Source organism: Pseudomonas sp. 34 E 7 (assembly GCF_900005715.1).
Lineage (GTDB): Bacteria > Pseudomonadota > Gammaproteobacteria > Pseudomonadales > Pseudomonadaceae > Aquipseudomonas > Aquipseudomonas orientalis_A.
Genome location: NZ_CVTX01000142.1, coordinates 40,969 through 56,194 on the forward strand (window position 1 = coordinate 40,969; position 15,226 = coordinate 56,194).

The window sequence follows — 15,226 nt, forward strand, 5'->3', positions numbered from 1 at the left end:
CCTTGGCGATTGTGTACGGTTGAGGGGGCGAACGTCGGGAAAGTTCAGCGAAATGACGCCCGTCGATCAGGCTGAACGGCGGCTGAGCTGGCGTGTCACACCTCTAGACGGGCTACTTTTCCTTGGGCCTGCAGGAGGAATCAGGATGACGACTTACAACTGGGATCTGATCGAACGTCTGCTGCATGAAGTGCAAAACGGTGAGGGCAGCTTCGCCCCGCGCAAGTACGCCGAGCAGGAAGCCGCCGAGAAGGCCACGGCGGGCGAGCCCGTAGGCAACCTGGATACGCTGAAAAAGACGGCTGCGGATTACGAAGCACTGTTGCTCAAGCGCGGGTTTATCGAATCGCGTCCGCAGGAGGAAGGCGGCAATGGGGAGAATTTCATCCTGACGCCGCGCGGTTCAAGCCTGCTTTCCCTGATCGACAGTTCCATTCCAGGCGAACACCATCCACGCCATGTGCTGGACCAACAGGAAGATGCGCTGGACGAAGCCACCTTCGATCAGGTTGCCTCCAAGGCTGCAATTGCCGGCGGCGCCATCTGAACACCCCGCATAACCCTGTAGGAGCGAGCTTGCTCGCGAAAAACGTCAACGATAACGCGTGCTTCCTGAATGAACGCGGTGCCTGTGAGTTTTTCGCGAGCAAGCTCGCTCCTACAGACGGCGGTAGGGCTTGTCCCGCGCTGCTATCGAAAGCACGCCCTTACCCACATCACGCAGAGGCAGCCTTGAGGCATTTGAGGGCCTGAAAATCGCCACGGACTTTGTCGATTTTCTGGCTCAGCTTCATGCGCTGTTGCTCAGTGCTCTGCGCCATCAAATCCACAATCAAACTACGCGCTGCCGCTTCGGTCTGTGCATAGGCCGCCCGGTACTCGGGGGTCCAAAGACTTTCCCGGTCCACCAGTAACTGCTGCATTTTTTGCGCAAACCCGGGACTGTTGCGTTGCCGCAGCGCCTCGCTGAACTGCGCCTGCCAGTGCGCGCGGTTGCCGATCCACTCGTTGTTCTGATCTCCCAATGCCTCGGACCAGGCCACCACCCGCTGCTGCTGGCTGGCGCTGAGTGGGCCGATCCAGGCGTCCAGACGCTTGCTCATGCGCTCGGCGCGCTCCTTGATCTGCTGGGCCAGCGGCGGCTTGAGGTATTCGTCCTGGCGTTTGCGCAGGTCTTTGGCCAGGGCGTCGTTCATCTCCTTGACCTGCTGATCATCCAGACCTTGCAGCAATTGCACCGCAGACGGGGTGATTTCACGCGCGATTTCAGCGATGGCCTGTTTGGCTTCGACAGTGCGGGCCTGCAAGGCGGCGTCGGTGACCTGATTGGCGTCGACCATCTGTTGCAGGCGGTCCAGCCAGTCCAGGTAACCCGGCAATTGCGTGGTGCAGTGCCAGGCCAGGTGCTCCTTGAGTTTGTCATTGAACCAGCTCTTCTGCCCGGCGTTCATGTCCAGGTAGTCGTTGAGGGTCCAGGGGATGATCACGTCAAGATTACGGTAGGCCAGGCCCACGCGATTGCAGCCGGCGAGCACCAGGCTCAGGGTCAGCAATAACACCATAAATTTGAGCCGACGCAACATGGGCAGGTCCTTGCACGGTTGGGATTAATGCATGTGAACCTGCACAAGGGGCGACAGTTCAGCCCATCAATAAAACGACCGGACAGCCTTCAAGGTCAACAGGCCGTCACATTGCGAATTGTGTCCGGAGTAGGCCGAGCAGTCCCCGCCACTGAGGCTGGAGTCGCTGTAGATCAGGTCCAGGTCGACCCCTTTCCAGGCCCTGGAGAGTTGCACTGACCAGTCGCTGAAGCTGCTGATGGCGCCGTTCTCCACCGACGCCGGGGTGCCCAGTTGATGGGTGGTGTACTTCACGCTGACGCCGACGCCGAAAGGCTGGGTGCCGCCGAGGTCGGCAAACAGCGTGCTGTCCTGGCGGTCGGGGTCGTTGCTGAAAGACACGCCGAAACGGTTGCCCAGCAGGTTCAGGCCACCATAAAACGCCTGGCTGTCGAGGGGGCTGACCTTGGGGTAGCTGTAGTGAATCAAGCCCACTTCGTAGCCCAGGGTCTGGTCGAAGGGATGCTTGAACCCCATATAGGAATCCACTTCAAGGGTGCTGGGCGAGGACAACCCCATGTTCGGTGAAAACTGGCCGAAGTACAGGCCGCTGTCGTGACTCAGGTCCAGCCCGCCATGGAATGCGTCGCTGCCGGGGGAGGTCGGCTTGACCAGGCCCTGGGCCATGGTGCGGCTGGGGGTGGTACCCAATTTCAGGTCGAAGTCGCCCAATTCGCGCTGGAAAATCTGCGCTTCGGCGAGCGGACACACGGCAAGCGCGCTGACCAGTAACATGCAGGATTTGAGCATGCTTCACTCCATGAAAAGCGAGGAGCAGTGAGGAAAAGGATGGGCAGATGCCCGTGCTAGACGTGTGCAAGGATACCGGCGAAAGCTCGCAGGTGAGGCCCGTTCGTCGATTGGGGTGAGGATCAAGGTGTTGCGAAGGTGTTTCGGGCTCTAGTCCTAGCGCCTTGAAGGCAAGACGCTTAGGGACCAGGTGCGTTGCGCGGGTATTACTTTTTGCCCAGGCTGATCTGCTTGGACGGGCCGAAAGTCTGGCCGCTCACGCCCTTGGCAATTTGCTGGATTTCGCCACCGGACTTGAGGAACGCAGCAATCTGGCTGTTGATCGATTCGCTGGTTTCAACGGCGGGAGCTGGCTTTGCTTTGCTGTTGGATGCTTTTACGCGCATGGCGGCCACTAACCTGTAGAAAATTAACTTGGCCAGGCATCGTACAGGAATTACTTGACAATTGCTTGGCAAATATCCCCAGGGAATTAAATGTCGCCTCTGCAAAAGACCGAACTTGATCAACCCAATAACCCGCTAACTGACTGTTTTAACTCGAAAGCTTGAAATGTGCAGGCGCTGGTGACGGGTAAAATTCGCAGGATTGATCAGACGAGCGGGGCACTGCCATCGCAGCGCCACGTCGGCCTGCGGATTTTTCAGGCGCGCGCGCGTGTCTGGCTCAACTCGGGTAGAATGCCGCCCACGCAATGAGGGTATCTGGAAATGGCTTTAGTCGGGCGCTACAACAGCTTGCAAGTGGTTAAACACACTAACTTTGGTTTGTACCTGGATGGTGCGCAAGACGGTGAAATCCTCTTGCCTAATCGGTATATCCCCAAGGACATTCCCAGTGAAGATGAAGACTGGCTTAACGTTTTCATTTATCTGGACAGTGATGACAAACTTATCGCCACCACTGAAAAACCCAAAGTTCAAGTGGGCGAATTTGCCAGTTTGAAAGTGGTGGAAGTCAACAGCATCGGCGTGTTCCTCGATTGGGGGCTGCCCAAGGATCTGTTGCTGCCCTACTCGGAAGAAAAGCGTCAGCTGAGCGCCGGTGAATATTGCGTGGTGCATGTCTATCTCGACAAGCACACCCGGCGCATCACCGCCACCGCGCGCCTTGATCGCTACCTGGACAAAACGCCGGCCAATTACCAGGTGGGCCAGGAAGTCGACCTGTTGGTGGCCGAAGCCACGGACATGGGCTTCAAGGCGATCATCAACAACAAACACTGGGGCCTGATCCACAAGAACGAAGTGTTCAAGTTCCTGCGCCCGGGCAAGGAAGAGAAAGGCTTTATCAAAGAGATCCGCGCCGATGGCAACATCAGCCTGAGCCTGCAGCCGGTTGGCCAGGAAGCGGCTTCCAGCCTCAACTCGAAGATCCTCGCCAAATTGCGTGACAACAACGGCACCTTGCCGGTCAGTGATAAAAGCGATCCCGCCGTCATCAGCAACTTGTTCGGTGTGAGCAAAGGCAACTTCAAAAAGGCCATTGGTGCGCTCTACAAGCAGGGGCAGATTGTGATTCATGCCGATCGCATTGAACTAAGCTGAGTGCGGCCGGCTCTGCTGTAGGAGCACGCTTGCTCCTACAGTGGATGGTCAAATGTCGAAGAAAACCTTGTTTGCCTACCTCGGTACGCTGGTCGCCTTCCTGGTGCTGGACGGCCTCTGGCTGGGCGTCCTGATGGGACCTACCTATAAAAGCCTGCTCGGCTCGCTGATGCTCGATCAGCCCCGGCTGTTGCCCGCCGTCGTGTTCTATCTGCTGTATGTCCTCGGTTGCGTGATATTCGTTGTCTTGCCCAGCGCGAGCTGGCAACGCGCTGCGCGTTTGGGGGCCTTGCTGGGGTTGGTGGCCTATGGCACTTACGACCTGAGCAATTGGGCCACGCTGCAAGGCTGGTCCGCCGGCCTGGCGGTAATGGACATGGCGTGGGGGACTGTGCTCACAGCGATCTGTTGCACAGTCGGCTATCTCTGTGCACAACGAGTGCGCCACTGATTGTGTACAGGATTGTAGTGCACCGTTGTTGCGCATAGCTGTTCTATCTAAACCTTTATAATGTCTTTGGAACGCCGTTCCCTGGGCATTGTGTGCTATTGGCATGCATTCTGCTGACTACCTCGTATACAACCCATACTGCGTACCGTATGCATATCGCTACGTCAACGCAGGGCGATATTACGAGGAGTCCCGCGATGACCGACCAATTGCCCAACGGCTACAGCCCACGGCTGTATAACCAGGACCTGGGCCCACTGCCGCAAAAATGGACCTGGTACAACATCTTCGCCTTCTGGATGAGCGACGTGCACAGCGTCGGCGGCTACGTGTTCGCCGCCAGCCTGTTCGCCCTGGGACTGGCCAGTTGGCAGGTGTTGATCGCCTTGCTTGCGGGCATTTGCATTGTGCAACTGATCGCCAACCTGGTGGCCAAGCCGAGTCAGCAGGCGGCGGTGCCTTATCCAGTGATTTGCCGCCTGGCATTTGGTGTATTTGGTGCGAATATTCCTGCGGTGATCCGTGGCCTGATCGCGGTTGCCTGGTACGGCATTCAGACGTACCTGGCGTCGAGTGCCTTGATCATCGTGGTGCTGCGCTTTTTCCCGTCGATGGCTGTGTATGCAGAGCCGCACTTTGCCGGGTTGTCGTACCTGGGCTGGTTCGGCTTTCTTACGTTGTGGGTGCTGCAGGCCGCCGTGTTCTGGGCCGGCATGGAATCCATCCGCCGCTTTATCGACTGGGCCGGCCCGGTGGTGTATGCGGTGATGTTTGCCCTGGCCGGCTGGATTGTGTGGAAAGCGGGTTGGGCGAATATCAGCTTTACCCTGGCGGAAAAGTCGCTGTCGGGCTGGCAGGCGTTCGGCCAGGTGATCGTGGCGACGGCGCTGGTGGTGTCGTACTTCTCCGGACCCACCCTCAATTTTGGCGATTTCAGTCGCTACTGCCGCAGCATGCAGGACGTGCGCCGTGGCAACTTCTGGGGGCTGCCGGTGAACTTCCTGGCCTTCTCCCTGGTAACCGTGGTGATCGTCTCGGGCACCCTGCCAGTATTTGGCGAAATGTTGCATGACCCCATCGCCACTGTGTCGCGCATCGACAACAGCATGGCCGTGTTGCTGGGCGCCTTCGCGTTCGTGACCGCCACTATCGGCATCAATATCGTCGCCAACTTTGTCTCGCCTGCGTTCGACTTCGCCAACATTGCGCCGAGCAAAATCAGCTGGCGTGCGGGTGGAATGATCGCCGCCGTGGCGTCGATCTTTATCACGCCGTGGAACCTGTTCAATAACCCGCTGATGATTCACTACACCCTGGATATCCTGGCCGCGTTTATCGGGCCGCTGTTCGGCATCCTGCTGGTGGATTTTTACCTGGTCAAAAAGCAGCAGATCGACGTGGATGCGCTGTTCGATGACAGCCCGAGCGGACGCTATTACTTCGACGGCGGGGTGAACTGGACGGCGGTCAAGGCCTTGGTACCGGCGACGCTGGTGGGCGTCGCCATCACCTTCACGCCTGCGTTGCAAGGCATGGCCAATTTCGCCTGGTTTACCGGCTGCTTCCTGGGAGGGCTGTTTTTTCTGGTACTGGCACGGCGTGAGCAGGTGCGCTTGCCGACCCCTCTGGTCGCTGGCTGAGCACGACACCGCCGGCCACCAACAGACCACAACCGGCAATCACCAGCGCCGGTTGCAGGCCGCCGCTCAAGTGGCTGCTCACCGAGGCCAGCAGCGGCCCGCTCAATTGGCCGATGGCAAAGCTTGCCGTCAACAGGCCGGTGCTGCGCTGGTAGCCGTGGGGCGCAATCTCGCGCAGGCGCGCCATGACCAATTGCATGCACGCCAGAAACGGTGCGCCGCACAGCAATACTCCCAGCGCCAGGCCCCAGGTATTGCCCAGCAGGCACGTGAATACGCCGGCCGCCTGCAGCCACAGCGTGGTCATCAGCCAGCGCCGGGTGGTGTTCGGGTCCTTGCGCCGCAGGCTGGCTATCACCACGCCCATCGCAGCGGCCAGGCCAAAGCACGGCCAGAACAAGTCGGCCTGCCAGGCGCCCTTGAACTGCGCAGTGGCCATCTGCGACAGGAAAGTCGCTGGAATGATGTAGCCCAGGCCGAACAGGAAGTAGATCCAGCCCAAGTGCGCGATGCTGCCGTTATTACCCGCGTTGGAGGCGGGCGCAGCCAGCGTGGTCGGCGTTGGCAGGAATGGCAGGATGGCCAGCAGCATCACCAGTGCCACCGTGCCATACACCAACCACAGCGTTGCGGAGCTTTGCCCCAACAGGTTGGACCCCAGCGCCAGCAGTCCGGTGAGCACAATGCCCAAGCCAGGTCCTGCGAACACCAGCGCTCCCAGGCGTGGCCTGCCGGCGGCAATCGCCAGCGGCTGGCTCAGGCTGGTAATCATCACCAGGGCCCAGGCGCTGGCGACACCGGTGCCGAAACGCAGCAGCAGATGAGGCCAGAAGCCTTGGGCCCAACAGGACGCCAGGGTCAGCAGCACGCAGAGCCACAACCCGCCGTACAAGCGCCCTTTAATGTGGTGATGACTGCGGGCGAAAATCGAGTCCACCGCACCGACGAAATAACCCAGGTAATTGGCGGCCGCGATCAACCCGGCGCCGGTCAGGTCGATCTGACCTTCGCTGAGCAAATGCGGCATCTGCGGAGTCAGGGCAAAGCGGCCGATGCCCATGGCCATCATCAGGGCGACAAAGCTGGCGGTTAAGCGAATCAGCGGTGACATGTGCACGTGTCCTGCGAGAAAGCGAAGACCGTCAGGCTAAAGCGGATTGACTTTCTGTAAAAATGAATAATAGTGAGTAACTTGTTCAGTTTTGGAGAAAGGCTATGGAGTTCAGTCAACTGCGCATCTTCCAGGCGGTAGCGGAAGAGGGCTCCATCACCCGCGCCGCCGAGCGCCTGCACCGTGTGCCGTCGAACCTGTCGACCCGGCTCAAGCAAATGGAAGAACAGCTTGGCGTCGAGCTGTTCGTGCGTGAACGCCAGCGTTTGCAGCTTTCTCCTGCGGGTAAAGTGCTGCTGGACTACAGCACCCGTCTACTGGCCCTGCACGATGAAGCTCATGGCGCCGTGCAGGGCGGGCAACCGGCGGGTGATTTTGTCCTCGGCAGCATGTACAGCACGGCGGCGATTCACTTGCCCACGCTATTGGCGCGTTATCACAAGGCCTACCCGATGGTGAATTTGCAGGTGCAATCCGCGCCGAGCGGCGAACTGCTCGAAGGCTTGATCACCGGGCGGCTGGATGCGGCGCTGGTGGATGGTCCATTGACGATTGCCACGCTGGACGGCGTGCCGCTGTGCGAAGAGCGCTTGGTGATCATTTGCGAGGCCGACCACCCGCCGGTGCGCGGCCCCCAGGATGTGGCCGGCCGCTCGGTTTTCACGTTCCGCCGCAGTTGCGCCTATCGCACCCGCCTGGAGACCTGGTTTTCCCACGAGCGCGTGGCCATGGGCCGCGCCATCGAGATCGAGTCCTACCAGGGCATGCTGGCTTGTGTGATCGCCGGCTCAGGCGTGGCGTTGATGTCCGAATCCATGCTCGAGAGCCTGCCGGGCAAGGACAGTGTGTCCGTTCATCCGCTGACTGGGCCTTTTGCCACTGCCACCACCTGGTTGATGTGGCGAAAGGGTATGCTCGGCGCTAACCTCAATGCATGGATCGAGCTGCAGCAGGCGAGCCAGGCAGAGAGCGTGCAAGACAGGCGCGAGATTGCTTGAACGAATCGACAGGATCCTGATCCATTCAGTAATAGTTCGTTGTGGTTTCGCGCAAGCAATACATAGGACTTAGGGCTACTATCAGTGTAGGAAAGGGCGACAAGACAGGCGTCTACCCGCATTACCCTCAAAGGGGGCAAATCATGAAAGAGAAAATTCAAACCTGGCTCCATGACCTTGGCGTTGCGCTGGGCTTGATCGAGCCTCCACTGCAGCCGGTGCCGATTCGTACCGATGACGAGCAACGCCGCCCACGTCGGCGTTGATCCCCAGCCAATCCGGTATTCGTGTGGGAGCGGGCTTGTTCGCGATGCGGTGAGTCAGTCGATAAGTAGTTGACTGGTTTACTGCATTCGCGAGCAGGTTCGCTCCCATATTTCGTTTGTGACAGGCACGAAGATCGGTTAAAGCGCCTTACATCTCTCGCCTTCAAATGTCGGAATTGGGCTACTCGCTCGTCAGAATTGGCTGGCTTATTCATTTTAAAAGATGAGCGTAGGTTGAATTCCGTTACGGAATTTCATCGGTTGTTGCAATTCTTTGTGGAAAGGTCAAACAAAACCCAGGAATAGAGAACGGCCGCTTCCGTAACTCCAAACTTTATAAAACCTCTCTTCGGGGCATTACTAAGTCAGAGTTATTGGAGACTAAGCCATGACGCGCTTTCCCGTTCCGCCCGTCGCCGCATCCTTGATCGCCACAACCGAGAGCATTTTACATATCGCGCCGGTTTCCAGAGGCTGGAAAGCTGATGCTCCGGACAACATCGTGTTTCTCTCCCCGACAATAACCAAGCAGGCGTTGCTCACCCAGATCGGGCTTTTGCGTCCAGCAACAATCGTTGTTGGGGACCAAGCCATGGATGCAGACGTCATAGACCTCTGGCGTTCAGCCCACCCATTTGGAAACCTGCATCTGATTCGCAGGGGGACGAGCCTCGATAAGGTTCGACTGGACCTGTGCGCATCCAAAGGGATTCAAGTGGTCAATACGCCCGGTGTGAACGCGCCGCATGTCGCTGCTTATATTGCGCGCTGGCTGACATTGGCCGATGGCTCGATACCCCGTGACATCTGCGTGCTGGGATACGGCAATGTCGGTCAGGAACTTGTCACGTTACTCCTTGATCGAGACCCGGATGTTCGAATTAAGGTGTTAAGCCGCTGCCCTTCGGCACTTGGCAGAAAAGTCTCCCAAAACAGCCGGGTGTCATTTGTAGTCGACTGGTTCGAGGCGATGAAGGGGGCCCGTGCAGTCGCTCTGTGTTTATCTCTGACTAAGGACTCCACCCGTCGTATTGACCGTGCCCTTATTCAATGTCTGCACAAACAGGCTCGCGTTGTTTGCGTCGCCAAACCGGACGTGTTCAGCGATGACGCTTTGCAGGCCCTGGCGCGAGCCGAGGGCATCCAGCTTGTATTGGACTATGGGCTCGTCACATTGGACGCGTTTCGAATGCGCGCGCAAAAGCTCGGCTGTAGTGTCTCCACGTGGCGCAAACCGGCGACGCTGACGGCGCAGGCGGCAACTGCAGAAGCCTGCCAGTGCGATCTCGACTATGCCGTCGCAATCCAATTGAGCTTGACGGCTTTGCACGGTCTTGCCAGGCGCAAAGTTGTACAGTCATTGGCGATTCCCGTTCAGCAGATAGAGGCCGATGCGCCACGCGTGTCGATCATCGGCAGAGGGATCAACGGCCTTTTTCAAGCCGTGATGTTTCGCCTGGCCAATTATCAAGTCGACGTATACGGCCGCAACCGGCAGAGCGATGGCGCCAGCCACAAGCAGGTGAACATGCGTCACCTGTCAGCGACGGAGACGACGGCAAAGCCGCTCCATAATCAGTACCTGCTCTGCGGAAATCAGCATTTGGCCGTTGAATGCAACCGAGCAGGCATTGAATTGTTTGAAAAACTTCTGGCTGACAACCCGTCGCTGGCACCCTTTGCGCACGCGCGGATTGTAAGAGCCTATATAGGCGATACCACTGATGTAGAAGGAGCGATACGCGAACAGCGCGATATCGAACGCCGTCCTTGGCCGAGCGGCAAGCCAGGAGGTGAAGTTGCAGAGATTAGTCATACGCAAATCCAGGCAAGTTACGGCGTTCATGGTGTCGGCCGGGCTATAGAAGTATCCGGCTACGAGGTGGCATTCGACGATCTGATTCTGGAGTTGGAGAGGCTTTTGCAACGTGCGGGGGTTCAGTTTCGGTCCAGGCTTTTGACGTCGGAACACATTTGTGAACTGAGCAAAGATCACTTCGTTGTCACTGCCATGGGCGTAGAGGAACCCAACGTGATCGCGATCATCGGTTGGTTTTTCAAACTGCCCGCGATTGGACATGAAGGTGCTGAAATGCGCGGGCTCAAGTTGCAGTACGATCTACCCGTCGGTGTCATGAATTGCCGCCTGGACGGGGATTGCATTCTTGTCTCCGGCGGGCAGGTTCCGCCTGGATCAACGCTTGAATATAAAGAGCAAGTACTCGCGGCGTGCCTTGCTGCTATTTCTCGGCATTTTCCACAGTCTTACCGCAGAGCCGTCGAAAAGAGTGACCTGCAAATAATCGAATGTGCGAGGCCGGGTACTTCAGATGGGCTTTCGATCGTTTATTGGTCCGCCTACCATCAAATCGCGGCCGGAGGCACATATGCCGGAGGCACTACCCAGGGATTGGTGTGGGCCTCTTTGGTTCAGGAGATCATCTTGGCCAGAACGTCTGACCATTGAGGGACAAAAAACGGGTGTGACATTCGCCGTCGCACCCGCTGAAGAAACCGCTCTAAAGCCCGGACGGGGTCAAGCCACGCCTGCCACCACGGCGCCCGGTTTACGCGACACCACACTCACCAGCACAAAACTCACCGACGCGACCGCGAGGCTGTAATAAATCGGCGTGTTTGCATCCAGCCCATCCTTGAACATGAATACCAGCGCGGTCAGGAACCCCAGGCCCATCGACGTAATCGCCCCTGCGGTGGTCGCGCGTTTCCAGAAGACTGCTCCGATCAGCGGGATCAGCATGCCGCCCACCAGCAGGTTATAGGCCAGGGTCAGGGCGCTGATCACATCGTTCACCACCAGTGCGATGCCGATCACGGCGATGCCGGTCAGCAAGGTGAACAAGCGGTTGACGCCCAGGCTCGACTGCTTGCCGCTGCGCAACCGTGGCAACAAGTCTTCGGTCAGCACGGTGGAGGCGGCGAGCAAGCCGGCGCTGGCCGTGGACATCATGGCCGCCAGGGCTGCGGCAATCACCAGGCCGCGAATGCCGTCCGGCAGTGAGGCTTTGACGATGGCCGCGAACGCGTTGTTGGCGTTATCCAGTTCCGGGATCAGCACATGCGCCGCCATGCCGATCAATGCGCATGCCAGTCCATAAACAATGCAATAGAACCCGGCGAAGGTGCCGGCGTACCGCGCAACTTTTTCGTCGCGAGCGGTGAATACGCGCTGCCAGATATCCTGGCCGATCAGGATGCCGAAGAAGTAGATCATGAAGTAGGTAATGATCGTGTCCCAGCCAATCGCGGTGAAGCTCAAACTCGATGCCGGCAGCCTGGCCACCAGTTCATCCCAGCCGCCGACGCGGTACAGGCAGATCGGCAACAGAATGAACATCAGTCCAACCGTCTTGATCACGAACTGCACGATATCGGTCAGGGTCAGCGACCACATGCCGCCGATGGTCGAATACACCACCACCACGCCACCGCCCAGCAGCACCGAGATCCAGAACGGCAGGCCGAACAACACTTGCAGCACAGTGCCGATGGCCAGGATCGAGGTCACTGCGATCATCAGTGCGTAAGCCAGCATGATCACTGCGCTGGCCTGGCGAGCCATGGGGTTGTAGCGTTTCTCCAGGACCTGGGTGACGGTGAAGATTTTCAGCTTCAACAGCGGCCTGGCCAGGAACAGGTTCAGCACAATGATCCCCGCGCCCAGTGCGGCGCACAGCCAAAAACCGGAAATACCGTGCACATAACCCAGGCGCACAGTGCCGACGGTGGAGGCGCCGCCCAATACCGTGGCGGCCATGGTGCCCATATACAGCGATGGCCCCAGGTTGCGCCCGGCCACCAGATAGTCTTCATGGGTCTTGGCGCGGCGCATGCCGTAGTAGCCGAGCACCAGCATGCCGGCGGCGTAGATGAGGACGACAAATAGATCCAAAGCCATGACGGTGATTCTCCGATTATATTTTTTATGGACGATCAGGCGGCAGTCGGCTCGGCAAGCGCGCGAGCCAAGGTCAGGTACATCGGTGATTGGGGACCTTGGAAGTCCCCGGGTTTTTCAGAGTGCGACCATGCTTTTTATTCTGTTCAAGGCGTGTACGCGCTGATCAGCGATGCGTCACGCCGGGCAATACACAGAGCATTTCATACAGCAGGTTGGCACCCAGCAGCGAGGTGTTGCCGGTGGTGTCATAGGGCGGCGAAACTTCCACCAGATCACAACCAATCAAGTCCAGGCCCTGGCAGCCACGAATGATCTCGATCGCCTGGATGGTGGTCAGCCCGCCGATTTCCGGCGTGCCGGTGCCCGGTGCCCAGGCCGGGTCGATGCCATCGATGTCGAAGCTCAGGTACACCGGGCCGCCGCCGACCTTTTCGCGCACTTCGGCCATCAACGGCGCGAGCGAGTGATGCCAGCACTCTTCGGCCTGGACCACGCGGAAGCCCTGCTTGCGGCTCCAGTTGAAGTCTTCAGCGGTGTAGCCCTGCGCGCGCAGGCCGATCTGCACCACACGGTCGCAGTCGAGCAAACCCTCTTCCACGGCGCGGCGGAAGGTAGTGCCGTGGGCGATTTTCTCGCCGAACATATGGTCGTTGACGTCGGCGTGGGCGTCGATGTGCACCAGCCCGACCTTGCCGTGTTTCTTGTGAATCGCCCGCAGGATCGGCAGGGTGATGGTGTGGTCGCCGCCCAGGGTCAGGGGGATAACGGCGTGCTCGAGGATTTCATCGTAGGCGTGTTCGATGATGCGCACGGCGTCGAGGAGATTAAAGGTATTGATCGCCACGTCGCCGATATCCGCAACCGACAGCGAATCGAACGGCGCAGCGCCGGTTGCCATGTTGTAAGGGCGGATCATCACCGACTCGGCGCGAATTTCCCGAGGCCCGAAGCGGGTGCCGGCGCGCAGCGAGGTGCCGATGTCCAGGGGCACGCCGATGAAGGCCGCGTCCAGGCCCTCGGCCGTTTGCAGGTGGGGCAGGCGCATCATGGTGGCGATGCCGGCGAAGCGCGGCATTTCGTTGCCGCCCAGTGGTTGGTGGAAAATCTTGTCCACGGGATTGCCTCATCGTTGCTGTGTTTATCAGGAGGCCGATTCTGTAAAAAGCGGGGGCAGGGAAGAATCGGCAGAGGCAAATACTTAGTTCAGATTTTTCTAAACTAACGCCTGGGGTAAACTCGGTTTAAATAAGAGAGCCTGCGGAGATTTGATGGCCAACGCCTTGCCCGACCTGAAACTGCTGCGCATCTTCGTCAGCGTTGTGCGACACCAGGGGTTCGCCAACGCGCAACACGCACTCAACCTGTCGACGTCAGCCATCAGCACCTATATGAGCCAGCTGGAATCGGCGTTGGGCCTGGTGCTGTGCCATCGTGGGCGCGGCGGTTTCAGCCTGACCAGCAAGGGCGAGCTGTTTTATCAGGAGACCTTGCGTTTACTGGGCGAACTGGAAGGCTTCGAACAATATGCCGCCGCGTTGAAGGGCGAATTGCGCGGCACCCTCAAGCTCGGTGTGCTCGACTCCACGGTCAGCGACAAAGCGCTGCCGTTCGCTGAGGTGATCGGTGCCTACAGCCTCGAACACCCGGCAGTCCATTTGCATCTGTCGGTGATGAGTCCTTATGAACTGCAACTGGGGGTACAGGACAATCGCCTGGATCTGGCCATCGGCGCGTTTTCCAACCGCATGAGCGGGCTGATCTACATGCCGCTGTACCGGGAGCAGCACTGGCTGTATTGCAGCACCCGGCACCCGTTGTTCAACGAGCGGCGTATCCCCGAGCAGGTCATCACCCAGCAACGTATGGTCGGGCGTGGTTACTGGAGCCAGGCCGAACTCGCGCGCCATGGCTTCAAGCACAGCGCGGCCACCGTGGAAAGCATGGAGGCGCAGCTGATTTTGGTGTTGTCCGGCGCCTATATCGGCTACCTGCCCGAGCACTACGCCCAGGCCTGGGCCGACAAGGGCGACCTGCGCGTACTGCTGCCGGCCACCTTCGGCTACCAGGCGCCGTTTTCGATGATCATGCGCCGGGGGCGAGGCCGCGAGCCGCTGATCCAGACTTTCCGCGATTTACTTAAAGCCCAGCTCAACCAGGCCTGAAAAGCATGTCCAGACCCCAGTGTTCCCATTGTCTCAGGCCCGTCAGCCACTGCCTGTGCCCGCTGATTCCGCGTCTCGACAGTCGCACCCGTGTGTTACTGCTGCAGCATCCGAGCGAGGTCAACCACGCGCTTAATACCGCGCGGCTGGCGGCGTTGGGGTTGAACAATGCGCAGTTGGTGGTGGGAGAGGTGTTCGATGACCTGGCGACCCTGTTGAACCCGCCCGGCTATCAGGCGCGGCTGTTGTTTCCGGCCGATGATGCCCAACCCCTGCAAGCCTACGCACAAGACGATCAGCCGCTGTTGCTGGTGGTGCCTGACGGCACCTGGCGCAAGGCGCGCAAGTTGCTGCACCTCAACCCGTTGCTGGCGGCCTTGCCTCGGGTCACGCTGGCCGATGGCGGTGTCTCCCGGTATCGCTTGCGCAAGGCGCCGGGACCTGGCGCCTTGTCGACGGTCGAAGCGATTGCGCAGGCGTTGCAGGTACTGGAGGCGCCGGCATCGTTCGAGACGTTGCTCAAACCTTTTGAAGCGTTGATCGAGGGGCAGATTGCGGCGATGGGGGAAGAGGTTTTTCAGAGAAATCATGGCGGTGGGGATTAGGGGCAGGCGGGGTATCGCGGTGCGGCTATCGGGACATAGGTATCTACACAACTCTGTAGCGCCCAACCGTAACCACGATGCGAAGCGAGTCGCTCTTGATCTGGCTTTTGATCCTAGGCGCCCCGTTAAACCACGCTGGCCGAACGCAGGCT

The 15,226-nt window shown here is 59.1% G+C and carries 15 protein-coding genes; 9 read left to right on the forward strand and 6 right to left on the reverse strand.

The genetic code is table 11. The features are described from left to right. The first annotated feature begins 145 nt into the window (after positions 1-145). Positions 146-547, forward strand: coding sequence for a transcriptional regulator (locus BFP96_RS14340; protein ID WP_065936451.1), 402 nt, complete (start codon positions 146-148; stop codon positions 545-547). Between the two features lie 169 nt (positions 548-716). Here the strand turns inward: BFP96_RS14340 and BFP96_RS14345 are convergent, their stop codons facing one another. From BFP96_RS14345 to BFP96_RS14355, 3 genes are all read right to left on the reverse strand, one after another. After that, the gene (locus BFP96_RS14345; protein ID WP_065936452.1) at positions 717-1,583 is read right to left on the reverse strand and encodes a DUF6279 family lipoprotein; all 867 of its coding nucleotides are present in this window, start codon (positions 1,581-1,583) and stop codon (positions 717-719) included. Between the two features lie 66 nt (positions 1,584-1,649). After that, positions 1,650-2,372, reverse strand: a complete 723-nt coding sequence (locus BFP96_RS14350; RefSeq protein WP_065936453.1) for a TorF family putative porin — start codon at positions 2,370-2,372, stop codon at positions 1,650-1,652. Positions 2,373-2,578: 206 nt separating this feature from the next. After that, positions 2,579-2,758 (reverse strand): hypothetical protein, encoded by a 180-nt coding sequence (locus tag BFP96_RS14355; protein WP_003193095.1) that lies wholly within the window; start codon positions 2,756-2,758, stop codon positions 2,579-2,581. 324 nt (positions 2,759-3,082) lie between these two features. On the opposite strand from BFP96_RS14355, the gene BFP96_RS14360 reads away from it, so the two are divergent. The 3 genes from BFP96_RS14360 (at position 3,083) to BFP96_RS14370 (ending at position 6,010) form a co-directional block, all read left to right on the forward strand. After that, positions 3,083-3,919 carry a CvfB family protein gene (locus BFP96_RS14360; RefSeq protein ID WP_065884480.1) on the forward strand — a complete coding sequence of 279 codons (837 nt, stop codon included), beginning with the start codon at positions 3,083-3,085 and terminating at the stop codon, positions 3,917-3,919. Between the two features lie 52 nt (positions 3,920-3,971). Continuing rightward, a complete protein-coding gene (locus BFP96_RS14365) occupies positions 3,972-4,370 on the forward strand; it encodes a DUF2177 family protein (protein WP_065893757.1) in 399 nt (132 codons plus the stop codon). A 197-nt stretch (positions 4,371-4,567) separates the two neighbouring features. Continuing rightward, complete coding sequence (locus tag BFP96_RS14370; protein ID WP_065936454.1) at positions 4,568-6,010, forward strand: NCS1 family nucleobase:cation symporter-1; 1,443 nt, start codon at positions 4,568-4,570, stop codon at positions 6,008-6,010. On the opposite strand, the gene BFP96_RS14375 is transcribed toward BFP96_RS14370, so the two are convergent. After that, positions 5,922-7,121: an MFS transporter gene (locus BFP96_RS14375; RefSeq protein ID WP_065936455.1), complete on the reverse strand. Its 1,200-nt coding sequence runs from the start codon at positions 7,119-7,121 to the stop codon at positions 5,922-5,924. The two genes, BFP96_RS14370 and BFP96_RS14375, sit on opposite strands and share 89 nt — an antisense overlap. Positions 7,122-7,225: 104 nt before the next feature. On the opposite strand from BFP96_RS14375, the gene BFP96_RS14380 reads away from it, so the two are divergent. The 3 genes from BFP96_RS14380 (at position 7,226) to BFP96_RS14385 (ending at position 10,852) form a co-directional block, all read left to right on the forward strand. Then, complete coding sequence (locus BFP96_RS14380; protein WP_065893754.1) at positions 7,226-8,119, forward strand: putrescine utilization regulator PtrR; 894 nt, start codon at positions 7,226-7,228, stop codon at positions 8,117-8,119. Positions 8,120-8,262: 143 nt separating this feature from the next. Then, positions 8,263-8,385: a PA1414 family protein gene (locus tag BFP96_RS31305; protein WP_017737772.1), complete on the forward strand. Its 123-nt coding sequence runs from the start codon at positions 8,263-8,265 to the stop codon at positions 8,383-8,385. A gap of 388 nt (positions 8,386-8,773) precedes the next feature. Further along, positions 8,774-10,852: an FAD-dependent oxidoreductase gene (locus tag BFP96_RS14385; protein WP_065936456.1), complete on the forward strand. Its 2,079-nt coding sequence runs from the start codon at positions 8,774-8,776 to the stop codon at positions 10,850-10,852. Positions 10,853-10,921: 69 nt separating this feature from the next. Here BFP96_RS14385 and BFP96_RS14390 read toward each other — a convergent pair whose 3' ends face one another. Next, on the reverse strand, positions 10,922-12,304 hold the full coding sequence (locus tag BFP96_RS14390; RefSeq protein WP_065936457.1) for a sodium:solute symporter: 1,383 nt from the start codon (positions 12,302-12,304) through the stop codon (positions 10,922-10,924). 166 nt (positions 12,305-12,470) lie between these two features. Beyond that, the gene (gene speB, locus BFP96_RS14395) at positions 12,471-13,421 is read right to left on the reverse strand and encodes an agmatinase (protein ID WP_065893751.1); all 951 of its coding nucleotides are present in this window, start codon (positions 13,419-13,421) and stop codon (positions 12,471-12,473) included. A gap of 154 nt (positions 13,422-13,575) precedes the next feature. Here speB and BFP96_RS14400 point away from each other — a divergent pair, with 154 nt between their 5' ends. Both BFP96_RS14400 and BFP96_RS14405 read left to right on the forward strand, forming a co-directional pair. Further along, positions 13,576-14,469, forward strand: a complete 894-nt coding sequence (locus tag BFP96_RS14400) for a LysR family transcriptional regulator (RefSeq protein ID WP_065884488.1) — start codon at positions 13,576-13,578, stop codon at positions 14,467-14,469. 5 nt (positions 14,470-14,474) lie between these two features. After that, positions 14,475-15,074: a tRNA-uridine aminocarboxypropyltransferase gene (locus tag BFP96_RS14405; protein ID WP_065893749.1), complete on the forward strand. Its 600-nt coding sequence runs from the start codon at positions 14,475-14,477 to the stop codon at positions 15,072-15,074. Positions 15,075-15,226: the final 152 nt, after the last annotated feature.